Source organism: Streptomyces griseorubiginosus, assembly GCF_036345115.1.
GTDB classification, from domain to species: Bacteria; Actinomycetota; Actinomycetes; order Streptomycetales; family Streptomycetaceae; genus Streptomyces; species Streptomyces griseorubiginosus_C.
Map to the genome: position 1 here is coordinate 636,257 of NZ_CP107766.1, position 18,932 is coordinate 655,188.

The following is an 18,932-nucleotide window of genomic DNA, read 5'->3' on the forward strand; positions in this document are numbered from 1 at the left end:
GCGGGGCCTCTTACCAGGTCACGGGGAGCTCCAGCATCCCCTGGATGGTGTCGCCGGGTTTGAAGGGGATCTCTTCGGCGGGGGCGGCGAGGCGGAGGGCGGGCAGCCGGTCGAAGAGGGTCCGCAGGGCGATCTCCAGTTCCGCGCGCGCGAGGTTCTGGCCGAGGCACTGGTGGATGCCGAAGCCGAACCCGATGTGGTGCCGGGCGGGCCGGTGCCAGTCGAGGGTGTCCGGGTCGGTGTAGACGTCCTCGTCGCGGTTGACGACCGAGGTCGAGAAGACGACCCCCTCCCCCGCCCGGATCGTCGTCCCGGCCACCTCGATGTCCTCCAGAGCCATCCGCAGCAGCCCGTCGGCGATCGACAGCATCCGCATCAGCTCCTCTACCGCGGCCGGGACCAGCGCCGGGTCGGTGCGCAACTCGGCGAGCCGGTCCGGGTGCCGGAGCAGCGTGAACGTGCCGAGGGAGATCATGTTGGCGGTGGTCTCGTGGCCGGCGACCAGCAGGATGATCGCCAGCGCGATCACGTCCTGACGGGTCAGCTCGCCGTCCCGCAGCTGTCCGTGGACGAGTTCGTCGAGCACGCCGTCGCCCGGCTCCGGCTGCTTCTGCTTGTGGTCGATCAACTCGTCGATGTATTGCTCGAGTTGATCGCGGGCGTCCATGACGTCGTCGGCCGCGGGACCGCGCAGCAGCCGCCGGGACTGCCCCTCGAAGAAGTCGTGGTCGGCGTAGGGCACGCCCAGGAGGGCGCAGATCACGGTCGACGGGACGGGCAGCGCGAAGGCGCTCACCAGCTCGGCCGGCGGGCCCTGCGCGATCATCGCGTCGATGCGTTCGTCGACGATCTCCTGGATGCGGGGGCGCAGCGCGGTGGCCCGGCGGAGCGTGAAACTGGGGACCATCATGCGCCGCTGGACCCGGTGTTCGGGGTCGTCGACCCCCAGCAGGGCCGTCCTCCGCTTCTTGAGGCCCGCGAAGCGCGCCGTGGGCGCCGGGAAGCCGTCGCGGGTGCGGTCGGTGGACAGCCGGGGGTCGGCGAGCAGGGCGCGGGCGGTGTCGTGTCCGGTGACCAGCCAGGCCGGACGGCCGTCGTAGAGGGTGATCCGGGACAGCGGGCGGGCGGCGCGCAGGGGGTCGTAGGCGGTGGGCGGGTGGTAGGGGCAGGTCCGGTCCTGGGGGAACGCGACAGGTTCCGTTTCCGTCATGGAAGACCTCGCAGACGAAGGGTGCGTCGTGCAGATCCTCATTAGATGCCCAGGGCATCTATGGGGCCACGGGAAGTTCGGCCAGATCGGCGGCGGAGGGAATCTGGCCGGGGATCGCCGCCGTGGAGCGGGTAACGGCGGGCAGCCCTCCCCGCGCACGGGGTCCACCTCGGAAATGCGCTTGCGGTGGCCGGTTCTCAGCCCCCATGATCTGGCCATGCTGACGACCGAAGCCTTCCTGCCGCCGACCGCCACCGCCGTTCTTCCGGTGCGCGTCCAGCAGCAGCCCGGCCGACCGTGGGGGCCTACGCTTCCGCGCTCGTGACCGCCGCGCTCGTCGCGGGGCTGCTCGCGGGCTACGGCATCGCCGTCCCCGTCGGCGCGGTCGCGACCTACCTCGTCTCCCTCACCGCCCGTACCTCCCTGCGCACCGGTGTCTGCGCCGCGCTCGGCGTGGCCACGGCCGACGGGCTGTACGCCCTGGTGGCCACGGTGGGCGGCTCCGCCGTCGCCGCGCTGCTGCGGCCGGTCCTCGACCCGCTGCGCTGGGCGGCCGCCCTGGTCCTGGTGGTGCTGGCGATCCGCGGCGCGGTGACGGCCGTACGCCAGTACCGCGCGCACCGCCTCGCCACCCGCACCACCCCGCCGCCCCCGAGCCCGGCCCGGGCCTACCTGGGTCTGCTCGGCATCACCCTCCTCAACCCGACCACGGTGATCTACTTCGCGGCCCTCGTCCTCGGCACCCGGGCCGAGGAAGCCGTACGCCCCCTGGAACAGGGCGTGTTCGTGCTGGCGGCGTTCGTCGCCTCGGCGAGCTGGCAACTCCTGCTGGCCGGCGGCGGTGCCCTGCTGGGGCGGACGCTGACGGGGCATCGGGGCCGGCTGGTGACGGCCCTGGTGTCGAGCGCCGTGATCACGGGACTGGCCGTGCGGATGGTTCTGCCGTGACAAGGGCCCGCCGCTGGGTATGCCGGTGGGGATGAATCCCGCACGGAACGGTGTTGGAGTGCCGTGCGGGAACCCGGTAGTGGACGACTAGGAGACGGTGAACATGCCTCTTGAGGGCGAGTACGAGCCCAGCCCGACCCAATGGGTGCGTGAGCAGGTGGAGTTGTACGAGAGCTCCGGTGGCACCAAGGGCAACACGCTCATGGACACGGGGATGCCGGTCATCGTGCTGACGACCCGGGGCGCGAAGAGCGGCCGCATCCGCAAGACGCCGTTGATGCGTGTCGAGCACGAGGGACGTTACGCGGCGGTCGCCTCGCTGGGCGGGGCGCCCAAGCACCCGGTCTGGTACCACAACGTCAAGGCCGATCCGCTGGTCGAACTCCAGGACGGGCCGGTGAAGCGGGACTTCAGGGCCCGTGAGGTCACCGGCTCGGAGAAGGACGAGTGGTGGGAGCGGGCCGTCGCGGCGTACCCGCCGTACGCCGAGTACCAGGAGAAGACGGACCGGGTCATACCGGTCTTCGTCCTGGAGCCGGTCGACGGGGACTGACGGCCCGGTTGACGGACTCTCACGGTCCGGCCGAAGGGGACTGAGGGCCCCGCCGAAGGGGCCTGGGGGCCCGGCCGGAAAATTCTTCCGTCCATGACGCATGGTCCGGTTCCGGCCGGGCACCCGAGCGTCAGGCCCCGCCGCGTTCCCCCGTCGCGGCGGGGCTTTCCCCTGCCTCCTCGGCGGGCCGGTCGGTGACGTCGAGGAAGATCTGGTCCGCCTCGGCGACGGTCCGGGCGACGGACCGCTTGATCCGTACGGCGACCTCCTCGACCCGCTCGCTGTCCAGGCCCGGCACCAGGTCGACCCGGGCGGCGACCAGCACCGAGTCCAGGCCCATCTTCATGGTGAACAGGGCCTCCACGCTGTCGATCTCGGGCTGCGCGTCCAGCAGTGCCCGGATCCGGGCACTGGCCTCCGGGTCGGCGGCCTCTCCGATGAGCTGCCCCTTCGCCTCGCGGCCCAGCCGGTAGGCCACGTAGACCAGCAGCGCGCCGATGGCCAGGGACGCGGACGCCTCCCAGACGACCTGCCCGGTGACCATGTGCAGCGCCATGCCGATCATGGCCAGGGTCACCCCGAGCACCGCCGTGCCGTCCTCGGCGACGACCGTGCGCAGGGCGGGGTCCCGCATGCCCTGGGCGACCCCGCCCTGCTTGCGCACCTGGTGCAGCGCCCGCACCAGCGAGATCCCCTCGGCGAGGAAGGCCACACCCAGCACGATCAGGCCGGCCACATAGCCGCTGAGCTTCTCCTCGGCGCCGTTGCGGAGCGCCTCGACGCCCTGGAAGACGGAGAAGCAGCCGCCCATCACGAAGATCCCGACGGCCGCGATCAGCGACCAGAAGAACCGCTCCTTGCCGTAGCCGAAGGGATGGCGCCGGTCGGCGGGGCGTCGGCTGCGCCGCAGCGCGGCCAGCAGGAAGACCTCGTTGAGGCTGTCCGCGACGGAGTGCGCCGCCTCCGACAGCAGCGCGGGCGAGCCCGCCAGGAGGCCTCCCACTGCCTTGGCGACCGCGATCACCAGGTTCGCCGCGAGCGCCACCAGCACGGTGACGCGTGTTTTCCGGTCTGCTTTTTCGTTCGTCGATGTCCCGCTCACCCTCGCCGGTTGCCCGCCGCCCGGGCACTCACACCGTGCCGACTCCCGAAAACGGGGAACGCGTCCACCAGGACAGGTCACCCGGGAGGAACCATGGGCAGCGCCGGCGACGGCAACAGCGCGTACGGCCAGAAGGCGTTCAAGCGGTCCAAGAGCCACTTCGCGGACCGTGTCACCGCCGACGCGCGGGACGGCTGGCCGGTGGAGGCCGGCCGGTACCGCCTGGTCGTGAGCCGTGCGTGTCCGTGGGCGAGCCGGGCCGTGATCTCGCGGCGGCTGCTCGGTCTGGAGGACGCCTTGTCCATGGGCATCGCGGACCCGATCCAGGACGACCGCAGCTGGCGTTTCACCCTGGACCCGGACGGCCGTGACCCGGTGCTGGGCATCCGCCACCTCAGCGAGGCCTACGACAGGCGGGAGATCGACTATCCGGGCGGGGTGAGCGTGCCCGCGCTGGTGGACGTGCCGAGCGGGAAGCTCGTCACCAACGACTACCAGCAGCTCACCCTGGACCTGGCCACCGAGTGGACGGCCCTGCACCGCGAGGGGGCGCCGGACCTGTATCCGACGGCGCTGCGGGACGAGATCGACACGGTGATGGCGGAGGTCTACGAGGACGTCAACAACGGCGTGTACCGGGCCGGTTTCGCCACCGGGCAGGAGGAGTACGAGGAGGCCTGCGCGGGCGTGTTCCGCCGGCTCGACCTGCTGACCCCGCGGCTGGCCCGGCAGCGGTACCTCGTGGGCGACACGATCACCGAGGCGGACATCCGGCTGTTCACCACGCTGGTGCGTTTCGACGCCGTCTACCACGGTCACTTCAAGTGCAACCGCTGGAAGCTGACCGAGAACGAGGTGCTGTGGGCGTACGTCCGTGACCTTTACCAGACGCCGGGCTTCGGTGACACGGTCGACTTCGACCACATCAAGCGGCACTACTACCAGGTGCACAGCGGCATCAACCCGACCGGCATCGTCCCGCTCGGACCCGATCTGTCGGGCTGGCTCACCCCGCATCACCGCGAGGAGCTGGGCGGCCGTCCGTTCGGCGAGGGCACCCCGCCGGGGCCGCCTCCAGCCGAGGAGCAGGTGCCCGAGCGCGGACGTCCCTGACCGACGACTCACTCGAACGAGGAGATCCACATGGCCAAGAAGAAGAAGTTGAAGCTGCCCCTCGCGTACCAGCCCCTCGGGTTCGCGCTCGGCTGGTCGAGCGGCTGGCTCGCGGGCCTCGCCTTCCGCAAGACCTGGATGGCGATCCGGCACGAGGAGGACGCGCCGGACGCCCTGGACCGGGACCGGGGCTGGGGAGAGATCCTCCTGGCCGCCGCGATCCAGGGCGCCATCTTCGCCGCGGTGCGCAGTGCCGTGGACCGCACCGGAGCGAAGGCCATCGAACGGTCCACGGGCGTCTGGCCGGCCTCCGAGAAGGGCGGCCGGGACTGACCCGACGCTGCGCGTGCGCCGGCCGTACCGGCCCGGCCCTCCCCAGCTCTGCGGGCGGGCCGGGCCGGCCTCGCGTATGGGGGCCGGCTCCGCACCGTCCTTCCCACTTGGGGCGCGACCGCCGGATCCCGGCCCACCACGGGCGGTCGGGATCGGCTCAGCCCTGCCGGGACGGTCCGCCCGGGCCGGCCCTGCCTGAGCGGTCGTACCCGGTTCAGCCGGGCCTCGGAGCGGTCAGGGCAGCAGGTTCGCCCCCCTCCCTCGGAGCCGCCGTGACCCGCTCAGCCCTGCTTCGGCGCTGTCGGGGTGACCATCCGCAGGGTGAAGGAGTGGCCCGCGGGGTCGGCGTAGCCGCGTTCCTCGAAGGGGCCCGCGGCGTCCTTCGTGTCCAGTGGCCGTCCGCCGAGCTCCACGACCTTGCGCTCGACCGCGTCCAGGTCCTCCACCACGAAGTCGATGTGGGCCTGGAGGGAGTTCTCGGGGCGGGGCCAGCTCGGCGGGGTGGCGTTCACGTCGCGGCGGAAGGCCAGCCGGAAGCCGTCCGCCCCCCTGATCTCCACGCGGTTGGCGGTGGCGTCCGTCTCCACGGCCTCCAGCAGCTCCTTGTAGAACACGGCGAGCTTCTCGGGCTCGGCACAGTCGAGCACGACGACCCCCGCTTTCACCAGTGCCATGTCTCCTCCGAAGGGTCCGGCCACGGGGCGTGGGCGCTCCGCGGCCCTCTACCTTGCGGATATCCCGGCACGGCCGATTCAGTCGGCGACCAGCCACTGACCGTCCGTCATGAGCTCACGCCCCGCGAGCTCGTTGGCCTCCCGCCAGGCCTGGACGCGCTGCGGTGTGACGCGGAAGTACAGGTAGGGCGTGGTGAGCCGGCGGGGGTCGAAGCCGGTGCGGGCCGCGAACCGGTCGCCCTCCTCCTCTCTCAACTCGGCCTGGGTGACGGTCTCGACGGTTCCCTCGATCATCACGACGTCCCGGGTGGGCCCGAGACCGAGCCGCACCCTGCCGGTCGCCCTCAGGTTCCTCCCGGTGGGACTGGCGGCCGGGGTGGCCAGGAGCAGGGCGGACCCGTCCCAGAGGAACGACAGCGGCACGAGATACGGCACCCCCGAGCCGTCGTCCGGGGCCGTGGCGACCCAGACGTCCTCGTCGTGTTCCAGTCGGTGCAGGGTGTCCTGCTTGCGCTGCTCGGCGGGGCGGGCGGGCTGTGGCGCCATCGGCTCGGGTCCTTCTGCTGGATCATCGGCTGACGGCATCAGTCTCGCCGTTCGCACCGCTTTCCACCTCCGCCTTTCGGCCTAGGCCGGACCGCAGGGTCACCGCGTGGGCCCCGAATCCCTGGCGCTCGTAGAAACGGATCGCGTCCGGGTTGGCCGCGTAGGCGGAGACCTCCGCCTGGGTGGCACCCTGCGCCTCGGCCCAGGTGCGGAACTCCGCCACCAACCGTCCGCCGACCCGTGCGCGGCGATGGGCCGGGAGGACGTAAAGGGCGTTGAGGGTGGCCGACTTGACGGGTCGTACGGCCGAGGGTTCGGTCAGGGTGCCCGTCAGGTGGCCGACCACCTCCCCGTCGTGATCCACCACCAGCACGAGCCGCGCCGGGTCCTCCAGGGCCGCCGCGAACGACTCGGCCCCGTGCCGGAGCGGCCAGTCCACGTCGACGCTCGGATCCCTGGTGCCGGCGTCCTCGGCGAACAGGCCCGCGCTGGAGGCGACCAGGCCGGGGATGTCGTCGGGGCGGGCACGGCGGACGGTCAGCTCGTGATCAGTCATGCCCGCACGGTAGTGGCCGGCACTGACAGTGGCCTCGGTCACCGTCATCACCCAGCTAACTTCCTGGACGGATGTCCAGCTATAGTGGACACCAGTCCAAGAAGTGAGGGAAGTCGATGGAGATCCTGGCGAACGTGCTGGTCGGCCTGGTGGCGGCGCTGCACGCGTACATCCTGGTGATGGAGATGTTCCTGTGGCAGAAGAAGCCGGGGATGAGGTTCCACGGGTTCGACCCGGAGATGGCCCGGGCCACCGCCCCCATGGCCGCCAACCAGGGGCTCTACAACGGCTTCCTCGCGGCGGGCCTGGTGTGGGGGCTCGTCGCCGGTGACCCGACCGGGTTCCGCGCGCAGGTGTTCTTCCTGGTGTGCGTGATCGTGGCCGGCGTGTACGGCGCCGTCACCGCCAACATCCGCATCCTCGCCGCGCAGGCGCTACCCGGCGCGATCGCCCTGGCCGCTGTTCTCGCCGCACAGTGACCCGCCCCGCGCCCCAGGATCCGCGAGCGGCCCGCACCCGGGCCCGGCTGCGGGAGGCGCTCCTCGCGGAGTGCGCCGAGCGCCCGCTGGAGGAGGTCGGCGTGGCCGCGCTGGTGCGGCGCGCCGGGGTCGGCCGGGCCACCTTCTACGTCCACTACGACGGCCTGGAGGCGCTCGCGGTCGACGCCTGCGCGGACGTCGTACGGGATGCCGTGGAGGCGCTGCACGCCTGGCGCGGGCGGCCCGACCCGGTGCACGCGCCGCCCGCGCTCGGGGAGTTCTTCGCCTCGCTCACCCCGCACACCGCCCTGTACCGGGCCCTGCTCACGCCCGGCGGGGGCGGTCCGCTGGGCCGGGTGCTGCACCGGGACCTGAGGGCCTACAGCCTGCGGGAGCGGGAGCTGGCGGGCGCGGCCGACGCCCCGCTGGTCGCCTCGGCGGTCGCGGCGACCTTCGCGGGTGTCCTGGCCGACTGGCTGCACGGCCTGCTCGACGCCACCGCCGCCGAGATCGCCGACCAGGTCTGGCAGTTGCTGGTCGCGCTGCACGCGAGCCGGTGAGGCGGGCTCACTTGCAGGCCACGTCCTCGCCGAGCCGTGGCCATGCCTCGACGCCGTCCGCGGTGCGGACGTAGGCCGTGCGCCGGTCGTCCGTCAGCCACAACGCCCAGTCCTCGTAGCGGTATCCGGTGTCCCTCGCGTCGGCCGGCATGCGGACGTCGTCCACGTACCGGTCCGTGAGGACGGCGTCGGGGTCTCGGGCGTACATACCGTCCAGTTCGAGGAAGTGCACCTGCTGCCAGCCGCAGTGCTCGTCCCCGGCGCGGCTGCTGACCTCGGAGCTCGGCACCCGGCGGCCGGCGCGGTCGGTCCAGATCTCGTAGCCGTGGGAGTCGGTGTACGAGGCCGGGAGCTCGGACGGGTCGCACGACGCGCTGGTTTCCGGACCCCAACCGGGCCTGTCCTTCTGGTCCTTGGCCACCACGACCGCCACCTTGGTGCGGCCGTCCACGTCGTAGGAGTACAACACCCGGTCCCTCTCCCGCCGTTCGACGCGGTAGCCGGAGCGGGGGCCCTCCGGTGAGAAGAGGTCGAAGTACAGCCCCAGTCCCTGCTCGGGGTCGGCCCCGCCGTCCCCGTCGCTCCAGCCCTCGGGTCCGTTGCCGACCCAGATCTCGCCGTCGCACTCCAGGGCCCGGCCCGCCGCTCCGGACGCCAGGCGGGAGGCGCGCGGGCCCTGCTCGTCCAGTTCCTTCGTGGGGACGTTCAGTGGGCCGCCGTAGGGCGAGCTCGGCACCTTGCCGTCGACGACCAGGTCGTCCCCGGCGTCGCACCCCACGACCGCCATGACCAGCGCCGCCCCCAGCACCGCCGTAGGAATTCCGCGCACTCCGCCCCCTGTTGCCGCTCCACCCGTCCTCATGATCCTCCGACGCCGCGGGGCCCCGGAACGTTCAGCGGGCCACTGCCGCCTGGAAGGTCCGCCGGTACACCTGCGGGGACACGCCGATCGCCGCGTGCAGGTGCTGGCGCAGGGACGCGCCCGTGGCGAAGCCGACGCGGCCGGCGATCTGGTCGACCGACAGGTCGCTGGACTCCAGGAGGTGCCGGGCGCGGGCCACCCGCTGCTGGATCAGCCAGCGGCCGGGGCTGAGGCCGACCTCCTCGTTGAAGCGGCGGGCGAAGGTGCGCAGGCTCATCCGGGCGTGGGCGGCCAACTCACCCAGGGTCAGGGGCTCGTCGAGGCGCTCCAGGGCCCAGGCGCGGGTCTCCGCCGTGCTCGCGGCGCCCTGTTCCGGCACCGGCTGCTCGATGTACTGGGCCTGGCCGCCGTCCCGGAAGGGCGGCACGACACAGCGGCGGGCGACGGTGTTGGCGAGCTCGCTGCCGTGGTCCTTGCGGACCAGGTGCAGACAGACGTCCACGCCGGAGGCGGCCCCGGCAGAGGTGAGGATGCGGCCGTCGTCGACGAAGAGGACGTCCGGGTCGAGGTCGATGTGCGGGTACAGGCGCCGGAAGTGATCGGCGAGCTGCCAGTGGGTCGTGGCCCGGCGGCCCTCCAGGAGACCGGCCGCGGCGAGGACGAAGGCGCCCGTGCAGATGGACACGATCCGGGCGTCGGGGCGGACGAGGGCGAGGGCCTCGCGCACCTCCTCCGGCAGGTCGGCGGGCATCCGCTCCGACGCGACCGGCGTGATCACCACGGTGTCGGCGGTGGCGAGGGCCTCCGGCCCGTGCTCGACGCCGATGGTGAAGTCGGCGTTGCTGCGCACCGGTCGGCCGTCGACCGAGCAGGTCAGCACCTCGTACCGGCCGTCGGCCGCGCCCAGGATCCGGCTGGGGATGCCCAGCTCGAAGGGGTACACGCCGTCCAGGGCCAGCACCACGACCCGTTCGGTCCGCTCCACACGTCTCATGGCACGATCCTATCGAAGCTTGGCAATCGTGCCATTTCCCGGGCGGGCGGAGCACGGCAGGCTGGTCGACCATGAGCACTGTGAACACCATGCGAGCCATCAGCCAGGACACCCTCGGCGGTACCGAGGTCCTCAAGGAGATCGAGATCGAGCGCCCCGCGCCGGGGCCCAACCAGGTGCTGGTCCGGGTGCGGGCGGCCGGCCTGAACCCGACCGACTGGAAGCACCGCGCGAACGGCGGTTTCCTCGGCGAGCCGCCGTTCGTTCTCGGCTGGGACGTCTCCGGCGAGGTCGAGGCGGTCGGCATCGGCGTGGCGGTCTTCAAGCCCGGTGACGAGGTCTTCGGCATGCTGCCGTACCCCTACGGCCACGGCTCGCACGCCGAGTACGTGATCGCGCCCGTGCGGGCGCTGACCCACAAGCCGGCGTCGATCGACCACACGCAGGCCGGCGCGCTGCCGCTGGTGTCCCTGACCGCCTGGCAGGCGCTGGTGGAGTACGCGGACCTGCGGCCGGGGCAGCGGGTGCTGATCCACGCGGCGGCCGGCGGGGTGGGCCATGTGGCCGCGCAGATCGCCAAGGCGCGGGGCGCGTACGTGATCGGTACGGCGAGCGCGGGCAAGCACGACTTCCTGCGCGAGATCGGCGTGGACGAGGCGATCGACTACCGGGAGACGGACTTCGCCGAGGCCGTCAAGGACGTCGACGTGGTGCTGGACACGCTGGGCGGCGAGACGTCCGTGAAGTCGCTGCGGGTGCTGCGGCCGGGCGGGGTCGTGGTGTCGATCCTGCCGGTCGGCTCGGACGAGTTCGGCGAGGAGGCCGAGCGGCTCGGGGTGCGGGCCGTGCGGATGCTCGTGGACGCCGACCGTGCCGGGATGAACGCGATCGCGGACCTGGTGGAGAAGGGCGAGCTGCGCGCCACAGTGGAGAAGACCTTCCCGTTGGCCGATGCCGCCGAGGCGCATGCGCTGGGCGACACCGGCCGTACGACCGGGAAGCTGGTCCTCGTGGTCGACTGATCGGTCAGAACGTCAGCACGGGCTTGATCGCCTTGCCCGCGCCCATGTCCCGCACCGCCTGGTCGATGTCCGCGAACGGATAGGTGCTGATCAGGCGGTGCAGCGGGAGCCGCCCCTCCTTGACCAGGCGGACCAGGGCGGGGATGAAGCTCTGGGTCTCGGCGTCGCCGAGGGTGAGCCCGACGACCCGCTTGCCGCCCAGGAGGCCGTTGACGTCGAGGGAGACCTCGGTGCCGAAGGGCGGGGCGCCGACCACGACCACGGTGCCGCGGGCGGCGAGCGCGTCGACACCCTGCCGCAGGACACCCACGTTGCCCGTGGTCTCCACGATGCCGTCCGCGCCCTGTCCGCCGGTGATCCCGGCGAGCGCCTCGCCCAGGTCCTCCTCGGCCGCGTTGACGGTGTGGGTGGCACCCAACTCCTTGGCCAGTTCCAGGCGTTCGCCGACCCGGTCGACGGCGACGACGGTCGTGGCGGGGGTGAGGGCGGCGGCCATGACCGCGGACAGGCCGACGGCTCCGGCGCCGAGGACGACGATCGTGGATCCCGTGACGGGCTTGAGGACGTTCCACACGGCACCGACGCCGGTCTGCACCCCGCAGCCGAGCGGGGCGATGGACTCCAGCGGCACGTCCTGGTCGACCTTGACCAGGCTGCGCTCGTCGACCAGGGCGCGCTCGGCGAACGAGGACTGGCCGAAGAAGTGGCCGCCGAGCGGTTCGCCGTCCCGGCTGATGGTGCTGGAGCCGTCGGCCCGGCGGCCGCCGAGGAGGTTCAGCGGCAGCCAGCCGGCGCAGTAGGCGGGGTGTCCGCCGTCGCAGTTGCGGCAGTCGCCGCAGGAGGTGAAGGACAGCACGACGTGGTCGCCGGGAGCCACGCCGGTGACGGCGGAGCCGACGGCCTCGACGACTCCGGCGCCCTCGTGCCCGAGGACTCCGGGCAGCGGGAAGGGCAGTCCGCCGCTCGCCACGCCCAGGTCGGTGTGGCACAGGCCGGTGGCGACCAGGCGGACCAGGGCCTCATGGGGTGCGGGGTCGTCGAGGGTGACGTCGGAGAGGGTGAAGGGTGCGCCGCCGGACTCGACCACGGCGGCACGGGTGGTGATGGACATCGGACTCCTTGGGGGGGTGCTCAGTCGAGCGAGACGACGACGGACTTGACCTTGGTGTAGGCGTCGAGCGCCTCGGGGCCGTACTCGCGGCCGTAGCCGGAGTCCTTGACCCCGCCGAAGGGCACCGCGGGGTCGAGCATCGCCCAGTCGTTGACCCAGACGATGCCCGCCTGGAGGCGGTCGGCGACCCGGTGGGCGCGGGCCAGGTTCGTCGTCTGGACGCCCGAAGCCAGGCCGTACGGCGTCGAGTTGGCGAGTTCGACCGCCTCGTCCTCGGTGTCGAAGGGCTGCACGGTGAGGACCGGTCCGAAGATCTCCTCCTGGACGACCCGGGAGTCGTTGGACAGGTCGGCGATCACCGTGGGCTTGTAGTAGAAGCCGCCGTCGAGGTCGAGGCGTTCACCGCCGCAGACGATCCGGCCGCCCTCCTTGCGGGCCAGGTCGACGTACTCCTCGACCTTCTTCAGGTGCTTCTCCCCCGCCATCGGACCGACGACGGTCCCGGGGTCGCGCGGGTCGCCGACCGGTACGCCGGGCACGGCCTCGGCGAGGATGCCGAGGAGGGTGCTGTGGACGGGCCGGGCCACCAGGAGGCGCGGGCCGCCCATGCAGAACTGGCCGGTGTTGAAGACGAACGCCTTGATGATCGCGCCGACCGCCTTCTCCAGGTCGGCGTCCTCGAAGACGAGGTTGGCGGCGTTGCCCCCGAGCTCCATGGTGACCGGCTTGAGCGCCTCTCCCGCGGTGGCCGCCACATGCCGGCCGATCGCGGTGGAGCCGGTGAAGGCGACCTTGTCGACGCCCCGGTGGCGCAGGAGGGCGTCCCCCGCCACCGGTCCGGAGCCGGTGACGACGTTGACCACGCCGTCCGGCACGCCCGCCCGCTGGAGCAGGCCCGCCATGTAGAGGGCGCTGAGCGGGGTCTCGTCGGCGGGCTTGTGCACGACTGTGTTGCCGGCGGCGAGGGCGGGACCGATCTTCGATCCGGCGAGGATGAGCGGGAAGTTGAAGGGGGTGATCGCGGCGACCACCCCGAGCGGCTCGCGCTTGGTGTAGGCGAGGGCGTTCATGGGGGTGTCGCGGACGGCACCGTCCACGGAGTGGGCGAGGGCGGCGAAGTGCTCGTAGTCGTTGGCCGCGTTCGTGATGTCCACGGCGTGGCACAGCGAGATCGGCTTGCCGACGTCGAGGCTCTCCAGCTGGGCGAGCTCGTCGCCGTTCTCGCGGATCAGCTCGGCGACCCGGTGCAGGATCCGGCCCCGCTCGCGGCCGCTGAGGCCGGACCAGGTCCCGGCGTCGAAGGCCTCCCGGGCGGCGCGCACGGCCGCGTCCACGTCGGCGGCTCCGGCCTCCGCGACGGTGGTGACCACCGCGCCCCGGGACGGGTCGACCACCTCGGTGCGGGCGCCGTCGGCGGCCTCGCGCCACTGGCCGCCCACGAACAGCCGTCCGGGTTCGATCTCGATGGGGGACATCACCGCTCCTCAGCATCGTCGCCAAGATTTCAACCAACAGGATTCCTGTTGGTTCGCAGTCTCTTTACAGACAGGTTTCCTGTCAATGCTCTAGCCTGAACCCATGCTCGACACACAGGTGACCAAGGCGGCGCCCCCGTCGCTCCTCTACATGGTGAAACAGGTGGAGCTCGTCGTCCGTTCCCATCTGGACGAGCTGGTCAAGCCCTCCGGGATCACCGCGCTGCAGTACACGGCCCTGACCGTCCTGCAGCGGCACGACGGGCTGTCGGCGGCACAGCTGGCCCGGGACTCCTTCGTCACCGCGCAGTCGATCGCCGACCTGGTGCGCTCCCTGGAGACGCGCGGCCTGGTGCGCCGGGAGCGCAATCCGAACAACCGCCGGGTGCTGCTGATCCTGCTGACCGAGGAGGGCCGCGCGCTGCTCGCCCGGCACGAGGGTCCGGTGCGGGAGCTGGAGGAGCGGATGGTGCGGGACCTCACCGCACACCAGACCGAGCAGTTCCGGCAGGCCCTCACCACGGCCTGGCACGCCCTTTCCTGAGCCGGGCGCGAGCCCCGCGTGAACCGGTTGCGAACTGGCGGTCGCAATTCGAAGACATATGTCAATCGAACATGCTCAAATTCATTCCATCGAGGGTAACTTGCAGGGCGGGGAACGCATTTGCGCGAAGCGGTGGGAGGCGATGTCGTCGTGCAGCAGGAACCGGCACCGCTGTCGAGGCATCTGCGCGTCCACGAGGAGCGCGGCCACACCGTGCTGGAGTTCCGCGGGGAGATCGACATCGCCGCGGCCGCGGAGATCGAGCCGCACCTGGACCGGGCCACGGCCGACCCCGACGTCCGCGTGGTGATCGACCTGAGCCTCGTCGAGTTCCTCGACTGCTCCGGGCTGCGGCTGCTCTACCGCGCCAGGTCCCGGGTCCTCGACCGCGACGGCCGGCTGCTCCTGGTCTGCACGCACCCGCTCACCCTGAGGATCATGCGGGTGACCGGTCTGACCCGGCTGCTGCCCCCGCTGCCCTCGCTGGACGCGGCCCTGGGGCAGCCCGAGGCCACGTCCGGCTCGTTATGACCGCGGGTCGCCGCCTCGTCATGACCGCGGGTCGCCGCCTCGTGATGACCGCGAGTCTCCGCGCGCACCCCGCCGTCGACCCGCACGACTTACCGGTCATGCGCTCCGGGGCTCGTCGAACAGGGCACTGACGGACTCGCCGTTGTGAATGCGCCGTACGGCCTCGGCGAGGGCGGGGGCGATGGAGAGGATCCGCAGCTTGTCGGTGCGCTCCTCCTCGGGGACCGGAACCGTGTTGGTGCAGACGATCTCCAGCACGTCGGGCTGCTCGCCGATCCTCTTGAGGGCACCGTGCGCGAACAGCCCGTGGGTGCAGGCCACCCGGATCGACCGGGGCCCCAACTCGCGCAGTCTGTCGAGGAGTTCGAGGACCGTCGAGCCCTTGGCGATCTCGTCGTCCAGGACGATGACGTCCCGCCCCGCCACCTCGCCGATGACGTCGCTGATGCTGACCCGGTCGTCGGCGAACCGCTGCTTGGCGCCGGCGGCCACCTGGGCCCCGATCAGCCGGGCGAAGGCGGCGGCCTCCTTGGCGTTGCCGAGGTCCGGGGAGACCACGGTGGTGCGGGAGAGGTCGTACCGCTGGAAGTGCGCGGCGAGTTCCCGCAGGGCGTGCAGATGGTCGACGGGCACCGAGAAGAAGCCGTGGACCTGCGGGGAGTGCAGGGTCATGGCGAGGACGCGGCTCGCGCCGGCCGAGACCATCAGGTCGGCGACGAGCCGGCCGCCCAGCGAGATCCGGGGCGCGTCCTTCTTGTCGGAGCGCGCGTAGGAGTAGTGCGGCATGACGACGGTGATCCGGCGCGCGGAGGCACCCCGGGCCGCGTCGCACATCAGCAGCAGCTCCACCAGGTGCTCCTGGACCGGCCTGACGAGCGGCTGGACCAGGAAGACGTCCCGCTCCCGGCAGTTGGCCTGGAGCTGCACCTCCAGGCAGTCGTTGGCGAACCGGCTGACCCGGGTGGGGCTGAGCGGCACCCCCAGATGCGCGCAGACCTCCGCCGCCAGCTCGGGGTGGGCGCTACCGCTGAACACGGCGATGTCTCGCACGGATCCGCTCCTCCGATGATCATTCCGGGCTGCCGCGCCCATGCTACTGGCCACCGGAATTCGGTTGCGGGACCCCACAGGGCGCACGCCATCATGGCCGTGCCCGTGTCCCCTCACGTCAGGAACCCTCGCATGCGCCGTCTCCTCGACATGACCCAGCGCCCCCTTCGGCCCACGGTTCTCGAGGACTCGACCCCGCATGCACACCCTGAACATCGGCATTCTGGCCCACGTCGACGCCGGTAAGACCAGCCTCACCGAGCGGCTGCTGTTCGACCACGGCGCGATCGACCGGCTCGGCAGCGTCGACACCGGCGACACCCGCACGGACGACGGCGCGATCGAGCGGCAGCGCGGCATCACCATCCGCTCCGCGGTCGCCTCGTTCACCGCCCACGGCACCCGGATCAACCTCATCGACACCCCCGGGCACTCCGACTTCATCGCCGAGGTCGAGCGCGCCCTGGAAATCCTCGACGGCGCGGTCCTGCTGCTGTCCGCCGTGGAGGGCGTACAGGCGCAGACGCGCGTCCTGCTGCGGACCCTGCGCAGGCTGCGGCTGCCCACGCTGATCTTCGTCAACAAGATCGACCGCCCCGGCGCCCGCGACGAGGACCTGCTCGCCGACATCCGCCGCAGACTGACGCCGTACGTCGCCCCGCTGGCGCGGGTGACGGGCATCGGCTCGTCCGACGCGCGCGTGCAGCCGCTGGGCGCCGACTCGGCGGCCGAAGCACTCGCCGAGGTCGACCCGGACATCCTCGCGGCGCTCGTGGACGGCCCCGACCCCACCCCGGACGACCTGCGCAAGTCCCTCGCCGCCCGTACCGCCGACGGCTCCTTCCACCCCGTGTACTTCGGGTCGGCCCTCGGCGGCCAGGGCGTGTCCGACCTGGTCGAGGCCGTGACCAGGCTGATCCCGCCGGCACCCGCGACACCGGGCGGCGAGCCGCGCGGCACGGTGTTCGCCGTACGGCCGGGACCCGGCGGTGAGCGCATCGCCCATCTGCGGCTGTACGGCGGTGAGGTGACGGAGCGTCAGCGGCTGACGTTCCTCAGGCGCGGCGCCGACGGCAGCACGAGCCGGATCCATGGGCGGGCGACCCACCTGAGCGGCCCCCTCACCGCCGGCGACATCGCCTCGCTGACGTTCTCCACCGGCCTCCGGGTGGGCGACCACCTCGGTGAACCGACCGACCGCGCACCGCAGTTCGCGCCCCCGACCCTGGAGACCCTGGTCACCGCCCGCCACCCCGCCGAGGCGTCCCGGCTGCGCTCCGCCCTGCTGACCCTCGCCGACCAGGACCCCCTGCTCCACGCCCGCCCCGCGGCCGGCGGCGCCACCTCCCTGCTCCTGTACGGCGAGGTCCAGATGGAGGTCCTCGCGGCGACCCTCGTCCAGGACTACGGCGTCGAGGCGGAGTTCGAGCCGGGCCGGGTCCGGTACCTGGAGCGTCCGCGCGGCACGGGGGAAGCCTGCGCTGACCTGCCCTGGCATCTGGGGGCCCGGTACTGGGCGACGATCGGCCTGCGGGTCGAGCCGGGCGAGCGGGGCTCCGGCGGGGTGTTCACGTACGAGACCGAACTCGGCGCACTCCCCCGGGCGTTCCACCAGGCCGTCGAGGAGTCGGTGCACGCGGGCATGGCGACCGGGCTGACCGGTGCGGCCGTGACGGACTACCGGGTCACCCTGATCCGCTCCGGCTTCGTCGGGCCGATCAGTACGGCCGCCGACTTCCGCGGGCTCACGCCGATCGTGCTGCGCACGGCGCTGGAGCGGGCCGGGACCCGGTTGTTCGAGCCGTGTCACGCGTTCGAGGTGGAGGTTCCGGCGGCCGCGCTGGCGCCGGTGACGGCTCTGCTCGCCTCGCGGGGAGCGGAGTTCACGGGCACATCGGGCGGGGAGACGGCGTGGGTGGTCACCGGTGAGCTTCCGGCGGGGCGGGTGCGGGAGGTCGAACTGCGGCTGCCGGCGCTCACGCACGGAGAAGGGGTGTGGTGGTCGAGACCGGGCGGCGACCGGGAGCTCGACCGACCTTCACCAGGACACCGGTAGTCTCCGCGGCCCTCGTGTCATCTGGCCCTCCCGCCACGCGATCGTCTCCGCCGTGAACTCGGCCCGCAGCCCCGGGAAGCGGACCGCGAGGCGGTGCAGGGCCAGCCCCAGCTCCAGGCGGGCCAGCCAGGCGCCCAGGCAGTGGTGGGGGCCCGCGCCGAAGACCACGCTCGGTGTGGTGAGCGGGGCGAACAGGTCGGTCTCGGCGGGCTGGGGGAAGACAGCCGGATCCCTGTTCGCCGCGTTCGTCTGCACCGCGACCACCGCCCCCGCCGGAATCGTCACGCCCCCGACCTCGGCCTCTTCCACCGCCCGGCGGATCAGCCCCGGCAGCACCCTGCCCTCGCTCAGCGGGATCGTCCGCAGCAGCTGCTCGACGGCGGTCTCGGCCGCCTCCTGGCTCTCGGCGAGGCCCGGCCAGGCCGCCCGCCCGTCGGTGAGGAGGTGGACGACGATGTTGCCGAGGGCCGTCATGGTCGTCTCGTGTCCGGCGACCACCAGGCCGAGAACCAGGACGACCAGGCGCGGCTCCTCGATGCCGAGGCCGTCGCCCGCCACGACCAGCGCGCTGACCAGGTCATCGCCGGGCTCCTTGCGCCGCTCGGCGACCAGCTCGGCGCAGAACAGACCGAACTCCCGCATCGCCGCGCCGACCTCCTCGGCGGAGTGCGCGCCGCCGGACAGGGCGTGGTCGGCCCAGCCCCGGATGCGTTCCCAGTCGGCGTCCTCCAGGCCCATCAGCCGGGAGATCACCGAGACCGGCAGCCTGCGCGTGAACGCCTCCACGATGTCGGCCGGCTGCGGCTGCCCGGCCAGGTCGTCGAGGAGGGACTCCACCACGGAGGCGGTCCAGGGCCGCCAGCGGGCGATCGCGCGTGGGGTGAAGGCCCTCTGGACCGTGCCCCGGAGCAGCTGGTGGGACGGGCCGTCCTGGTTGAGGAGGCCGTCCGGTGAGTCCAGCAGGTTCGGCACGACGAGCAGCGGCGGGGCGTCCTCGGCCTTGAGGGACTTCCGGTCGAAGCGGGGATCCATGAGCACCTGGCGGACATCGGCGTAACGCGTCACGAGCCACACCGGTGTGCCGGTGGCCAGGGCGGTGAGCCGGGGCGGGCCGGACTCGGGCAGGGGTATGCGGTGCATGGGACGCAGGGTCCGGGACGTGCTGTCTGTGCTCATCCGGGTCTCCAGACACGCCGTACGCGGAGTTTCCCAC

Annotated in this window: 21 protein-coding genes; 10 read left to right on the forward strand and 11 right to left on the reverse strand. The window is 72.3% G+C overall.

The features are described from left to right. Nucleotides 1-10: 10 nt before the first annotated feature. Complete coding sequence (locus OHN19_RS02950) at nt 11-1,210, reverse strand: cytochrome P450 (RefSeq protein ID WP_330262580.1); 1,200 nt, start codon at nt 1,208-1,210, stop codon at nt 11-13. A 321-nt stretch (nt 1,211-1,531) separates the two neighbouring features. Here OHN19_RS02950 and OHN19_RS02955 point away from each other — a divergent pair, with 321 nt between their 5' ends. Continuing rightward, nucleotides 1,532-2,158, forward strand: coding sequence for a LysE family transporter (locus OHN19_RS02955; protein ID WP_330262581.1), 627 nt, complete (start codon nt 1,532-1,534; stop codon nt 2,156-2,158). A 103-nt stretch (nt 2,159-2,261) separates the two neighbouring features. Beyond that, the gene (locus tag OHN19_RS02960; protein WP_123765824.1) at nt 2,262-2,711 is read left to right on the forward strand and encodes a nitroreductase family deazaflavin-dependent oxidoreductase; all 450 of its coding nucleotides are present in this window, start codon (nt 2,262-2,264) and stop codon (nt 2,709-2,711) included. Nucleotides 2,712-2,841: 130 nt separating this feature from the next. Here OHN19_RS02960 and OHN19_RS02965 read toward each other — a convergent pair whose 3' ends face one another. Beyond that, nucleotides 2,842-3,813 carry a cation diffusion facilitator family transporter gene (locus OHN19_RS02965; protein ID WP_330262582.1) on the reverse strand — a complete coding sequence of 324 codons (972 nt, stop codon included), beginning with the start codon at nt 3,811-3,813 and terminating at the stop codon, nt 2,842-2,844. A 93-nt stretch (nt 3,814-3,906) separates the two neighbouring features. Here OHN19_RS02965 and OHN19_RS02970 point away from each other — a divergent pair, with 93 nt between their 5' ends. Together OHN19_RS02970 and OHN19_RS02975 are read left to right on the forward strand one after the other, a co-directional pair. After that, nucleotides 3,907-4,926 carry a glutathione S-transferase family protein gene (locus tag OHN19_RS02970; RefSeq protein ID WP_330262583.1) on the forward strand — a complete coding sequence of 340 codons (1,020 nt, stop codon included), beginning with the start codon at nt 3,907-3,909 and terminating at the stop codon, nt 4,924-4,926. Nucleotides 4,927-4,956: 30 nt separating this feature from the next. Continuing rightward, nucleotides 4,957-5,259, forward strand: coding sequence for a DUF4235 domain-containing protein (locus OHN19_RS02975; protein ID WP_020134811.1), 303 nt, complete (start codon nt 4,957-4,959; stop codon nt 5,257-5,259). 281 nt (nt 5,260-5,540) lie between these two features. Here OHN19_RS02975 and OHN19_RS02980 read toward each other — a convergent pair whose 3' ends face one another. From OHN19_RS02980 to OHN19_RS02990, 3 genes are all read right to left on the reverse strand, one after another. Beyond that, nucleotides 5,541-5,933 (reverse strand): VOC family protein, encoded by a 393-nt coding sequence (locus OHN19_RS02980; RefSeq protein ID WP_330262584.1) that lies wholly within the window; start codon nt 5,931-5,933, stop codon nt 5,541-5,543. A gap of 78 nt (nt 5,934-6,011) precedes the next feature. Further along, nucleotides 6,012-6,479, reverse strand: a complete 468-nt coding sequence (locus OHN19_RS02985; RefSeq protein ID WP_330262585.1) for a pyridoxamine 5'-phosphate oxidase family protein — start codon at nt 6,477-6,479, stop codon at nt 6,012-6,014. Nucleotides 6,480-6,501: 22 nt separating this feature from the next. Beyond that, the gene (locus OHN19_RS02990; RefSeq protein WP_330262586.1) at nt 6,502-7,035 is read right to left on the reverse strand and encodes a GNAT family N-acetyltransferase; all 534 of its coding nucleotides are present in this window, start codon (nt 7,033-7,035) and stop codon (nt 6,502-6,504) included. A gap of 116 nt (nt 7,036-7,151) precedes the next feature. On the opposite strand from OHN19_RS02990, the gene OHN19_RS02995 reads away from it, so the two are divergent. Further along, nucleotides 7,152-7,514: a DUF1304 domain-containing protein gene (locus tag OHN19_RS02995; protein WP_330262587.1), complete on the forward strand. Its 363-nt coding sequence runs from the start codon at nt 7,152-7,154 to the stop codon at nt 7,512-7,514. Continuing rightward, the gene (locus tag OHN19_RS03000) at nt 7,511-8,074 is read left to right on the forward strand and encodes a TetR/AcrR family transcriptional regulator (RefSeq protein ID WP_330262588.1); all 564 of its coding nucleotides are present in this window, start codon (nt 7,511-7,513) and stop codon (nt 8,072-8,074) included. Before OHN19_RS02995 ends, OHN19_RS03000 begins: the two co-directional genes overlap by 4 nt. 7 nt (nt 8,075-8,081) lie before the next feature. Here the strand turns inward: OHN19_RS03000 and OHN19_RS03005 are convergent, their stop codons facing one another. Beyond that, entirely contained in the window at nt 8,082-8,936 is an 855-nt protein-coding gene (locus OHN19_RS03005; RefSeq protein ID WP_330262589.1) for a hypothetical protein, read from the reverse strand. Between the two features lie 31 nt (nt 8,937-8,967). Then, complete coding sequence (locus OHN19_RS03010; protein WP_330262590.1) at nt 8,968-9,930, reverse strand: GlxA family transcriptional regulator; 963 nt, start codon at nt 9,928-9,930, stop codon at nt 8,968-8,970. A 71-nt stretch (nt 9,931-10,001) separates the two neighbouring features. Here OHN19_RS03010 and OHN19_RS03015 point away from each other — a divergent pair, with 71 nt between their 5' ends. Further along, a complete protein-coding gene (locus tag OHN19_RS03015; RefSeq protein WP_330262591.1) occupies nt 10,002-10,952 on the forward strand; it encodes an NADP-dependent oxidoreductase in 951 nt (316 codons plus the stop codon). Nucleotides 10,953-10,956: 4 nt separating this feature from the next. Here OHN19_RS03015 and OHN19_RS03020 read toward each other — a convergent pair whose 3' ends face one another. Further along, complete coding sequence (locus OHN19_RS03020) at nt 10,957-12,063, reverse strand: NAD(P)-dependent alcohol dehydrogenase (protein ID WP_330262592.1); 1,107 nt, start codon at nt 12,061-12,063, stop codon at nt 10,957-10,959. Nucleotides 12,064-12,083: 20 nt separating this feature from the next. Next, nucleotides 12,084-13,538 (reverse strand): aldehyde dehydrogenase family protein, encoded by a 1,455-nt coding sequence (locus OHN19_RS03025; protein WP_330262593.1) that lies wholly within the window; start codon nt 13,536-13,538, stop codon nt 12,084-12,086. Nucleotides 13,539-13,641: 103 nt separating this feature from the next. Between OHN19_RS03025 and OHN19_RS03030 the strand changes: the two genes are divergently transcribed. Both OHN19_RS03030 and OHN19_RS03035 read left to right on the forward strand, forming a co-directional pair. Further along, nucleotides 13,642-14,082: a MarR family winged helix-turn-helix transcriptional regulator gene (locus OHN19_RS03030; protein ID WP_330262594.1), complete on the forward strand. Its 441-nt coding sequence runs from the start codon at nt 13,642-13,644 to the stop codon at nt 14,080-14,082. 150 nt (nt 14,083-14,232) lie between these two features. After that, complete coding sequence (locus OHN19_RS03035) at nt 14,233-14,613, forward strand: anti-sigma factor antagonist (RefSeq protein WP_330262595.1); 381 nt, start codon at nt 14,233-14,235, stop codon at nt 14,611-14,613. 96 nt (nt 14,614-14,709) lie between these two features. On the opposite strand, the gene OHN19_RS03040 is transcribed toward OHN19_RS03035, so the two are convergent. Further along, entirely contained in the window at nt 14,710-15,663 is a 954-nt protein-coding gene (locus OHN19_RS03040) for a ribose-phosphate pyrophosphokinase (protein WP_330262596.1), read from the reverse strand. Nucleotides 15,664-15,862: 199 nt separating this feature from the next. Here OHN19_RS03040 and otr(A) point away from each other — a divergent pair, with 199 nt between their 5' ends. Then, complete coding sequence (otr(A), locus tag OHN19_RS03045) at nt 15,863-17,719, forward strand: tetracycline resistance ribosomal protection protein Otr(A) (RefSeq protein WP_330262597.1); 1,857 nt, start codon at nt 15,863-15,865, stop codon at nt 17,717-17,719. Here the strand turns inward: otr(A) and OHN19_RS03050 are convergent. Further along, nucleotides 17,702-18,895 carry a cytochrome P450 gene (locus OHN19_RS03050; protein WP_330262598.1) on the reverse strand — a complete coding sequence of 398 codons (1,194 nt, stop codon included), beginning with the start codon at nt 18,893-18,895 and terminating at the stop codon, nt 17,702-17,704. The genes otr(A) and OHN19_RS03050 overlap by 18 nt on opposite strands. Nucleotides 18,896-18,932 lie beyond the last annotated feature (37 nt).

What these genes read in the sequence shown, in the direction of transcription:
- OHN19_RS02950 (WP_330262580.1), bottom strand. Translation starts at nt 1,210, where the DNA reads ATGACGGAAACGGAACCTGTCGCGTTCCCCCAGGACCGGACCTGCCCC.
- OHN19_RS02960 (WP_123765824.1), top strand. Translation starts at nt 2,262, where the DNA reads ATGCCTCTTGAGGGCGAGTACGAGCCCAGCCCGACCCAATGGGTGCGT.
- OHN19_RS02970 (WP_330262583.1), top strand. Translation starts at nt 3,907, where the DNA reads ATGGGCAGCGCCGGCGACGGCAACAGCGCGTACGGCCAGAAGGCGTTC.
- OHN19_RS02975 (WP_020134811.1), top strand. Translation starts at nt 4,957, where the DNA reads ATGGCCAAGAAGAAGAAGTTGAAGCTGCCCCTCGCGTACCAGCCCCTC.
- OHN19_RS02980 (WP_330262584.1), bottom strand. Translation starts at nt 5,933, where the DNA reads ATGGCACTGGTGAAAGCGGGGGTCGTCGTGCTCGACTGTGCCGAGCCC.
- OHN19_RS02985 (WP_330262585.1), bottom strand. Translation starts at nt 6,479, where the DNA reads ATGGCGCCACAGCCCGCCCGCCCCGCCGAGCAGCGCAAGCAGGACACC.
- OHN19_RS02990 (WP_330262586.1), bottom strand. Translation starts at nt 7,035, where the DNA reads ATGACTGATCACGAGCTGACCGTCCGCCGTGCCCGCCCCGACGACATC.
- OHN19_RS02995 (WP_330262587.1), top strand. Translation starts at nt 7,152, where the DNA reads ATGGAGATCCTGGCGAACGTGCTGGTCGGCCTGGTGGCGGCGCTGCAC.
- OHN19_RS03005 (WP_330262589.1), bottom strand. Translation starts at nt 8,936, where the DNA reads ATGAGGACGGGTGGAGCGGCAACAGGGGGCGGAGTGCGCGGAATTCCT.
- OHN19_RS03010 (WP_330262590.1), bottom strand. Translation starts at nt 9,930, where the DNA reads ATGAGACGTGTGGAGCGGACCGAACGGGTCGTGGTGCTGGCCCTGGAC.
- OHN19_RS03015 (WP_330262591.1), top strand. Translation starts at nt 10,002, where the DNA reads ATGAGCACTGTGAACACCATGCGAGCCATCAGCCAGGACACCCTCGGC.
- OHN19_RS03020 (WP_330262592.1), bottom strand. Translation starts at nt 12,063, where the DNA reads ATGTCCATCACCACCCGTGCCGCCGTGGTCGAGTCCGGCGGCGCACCC.
- OHN19_RS03025 (WP_330262593.1), bottom strand. Translation starts at nt 13,538, where the DNA reads ATGTCCCCCATCGAGATCGAACCCGGACGGCTGTTCGTGGGCGGCCAG.
- OHN19_RS03030 (WP_330262594.1), top strand. Translation starts at nt 13,642, where the DNA reads ATGCTCGACACACAGGTGACCAAGGCGGCGCCCCCGTCGCTCCTCTAC.
- OHN19_RS03050 (WP_330262598.1), bottom strand. Translation starts at nt 18,895, where the DNA reads ATGAGCACAGACAGCACGTCCCGGACCCTGCGTCCCATGCACCGCATA.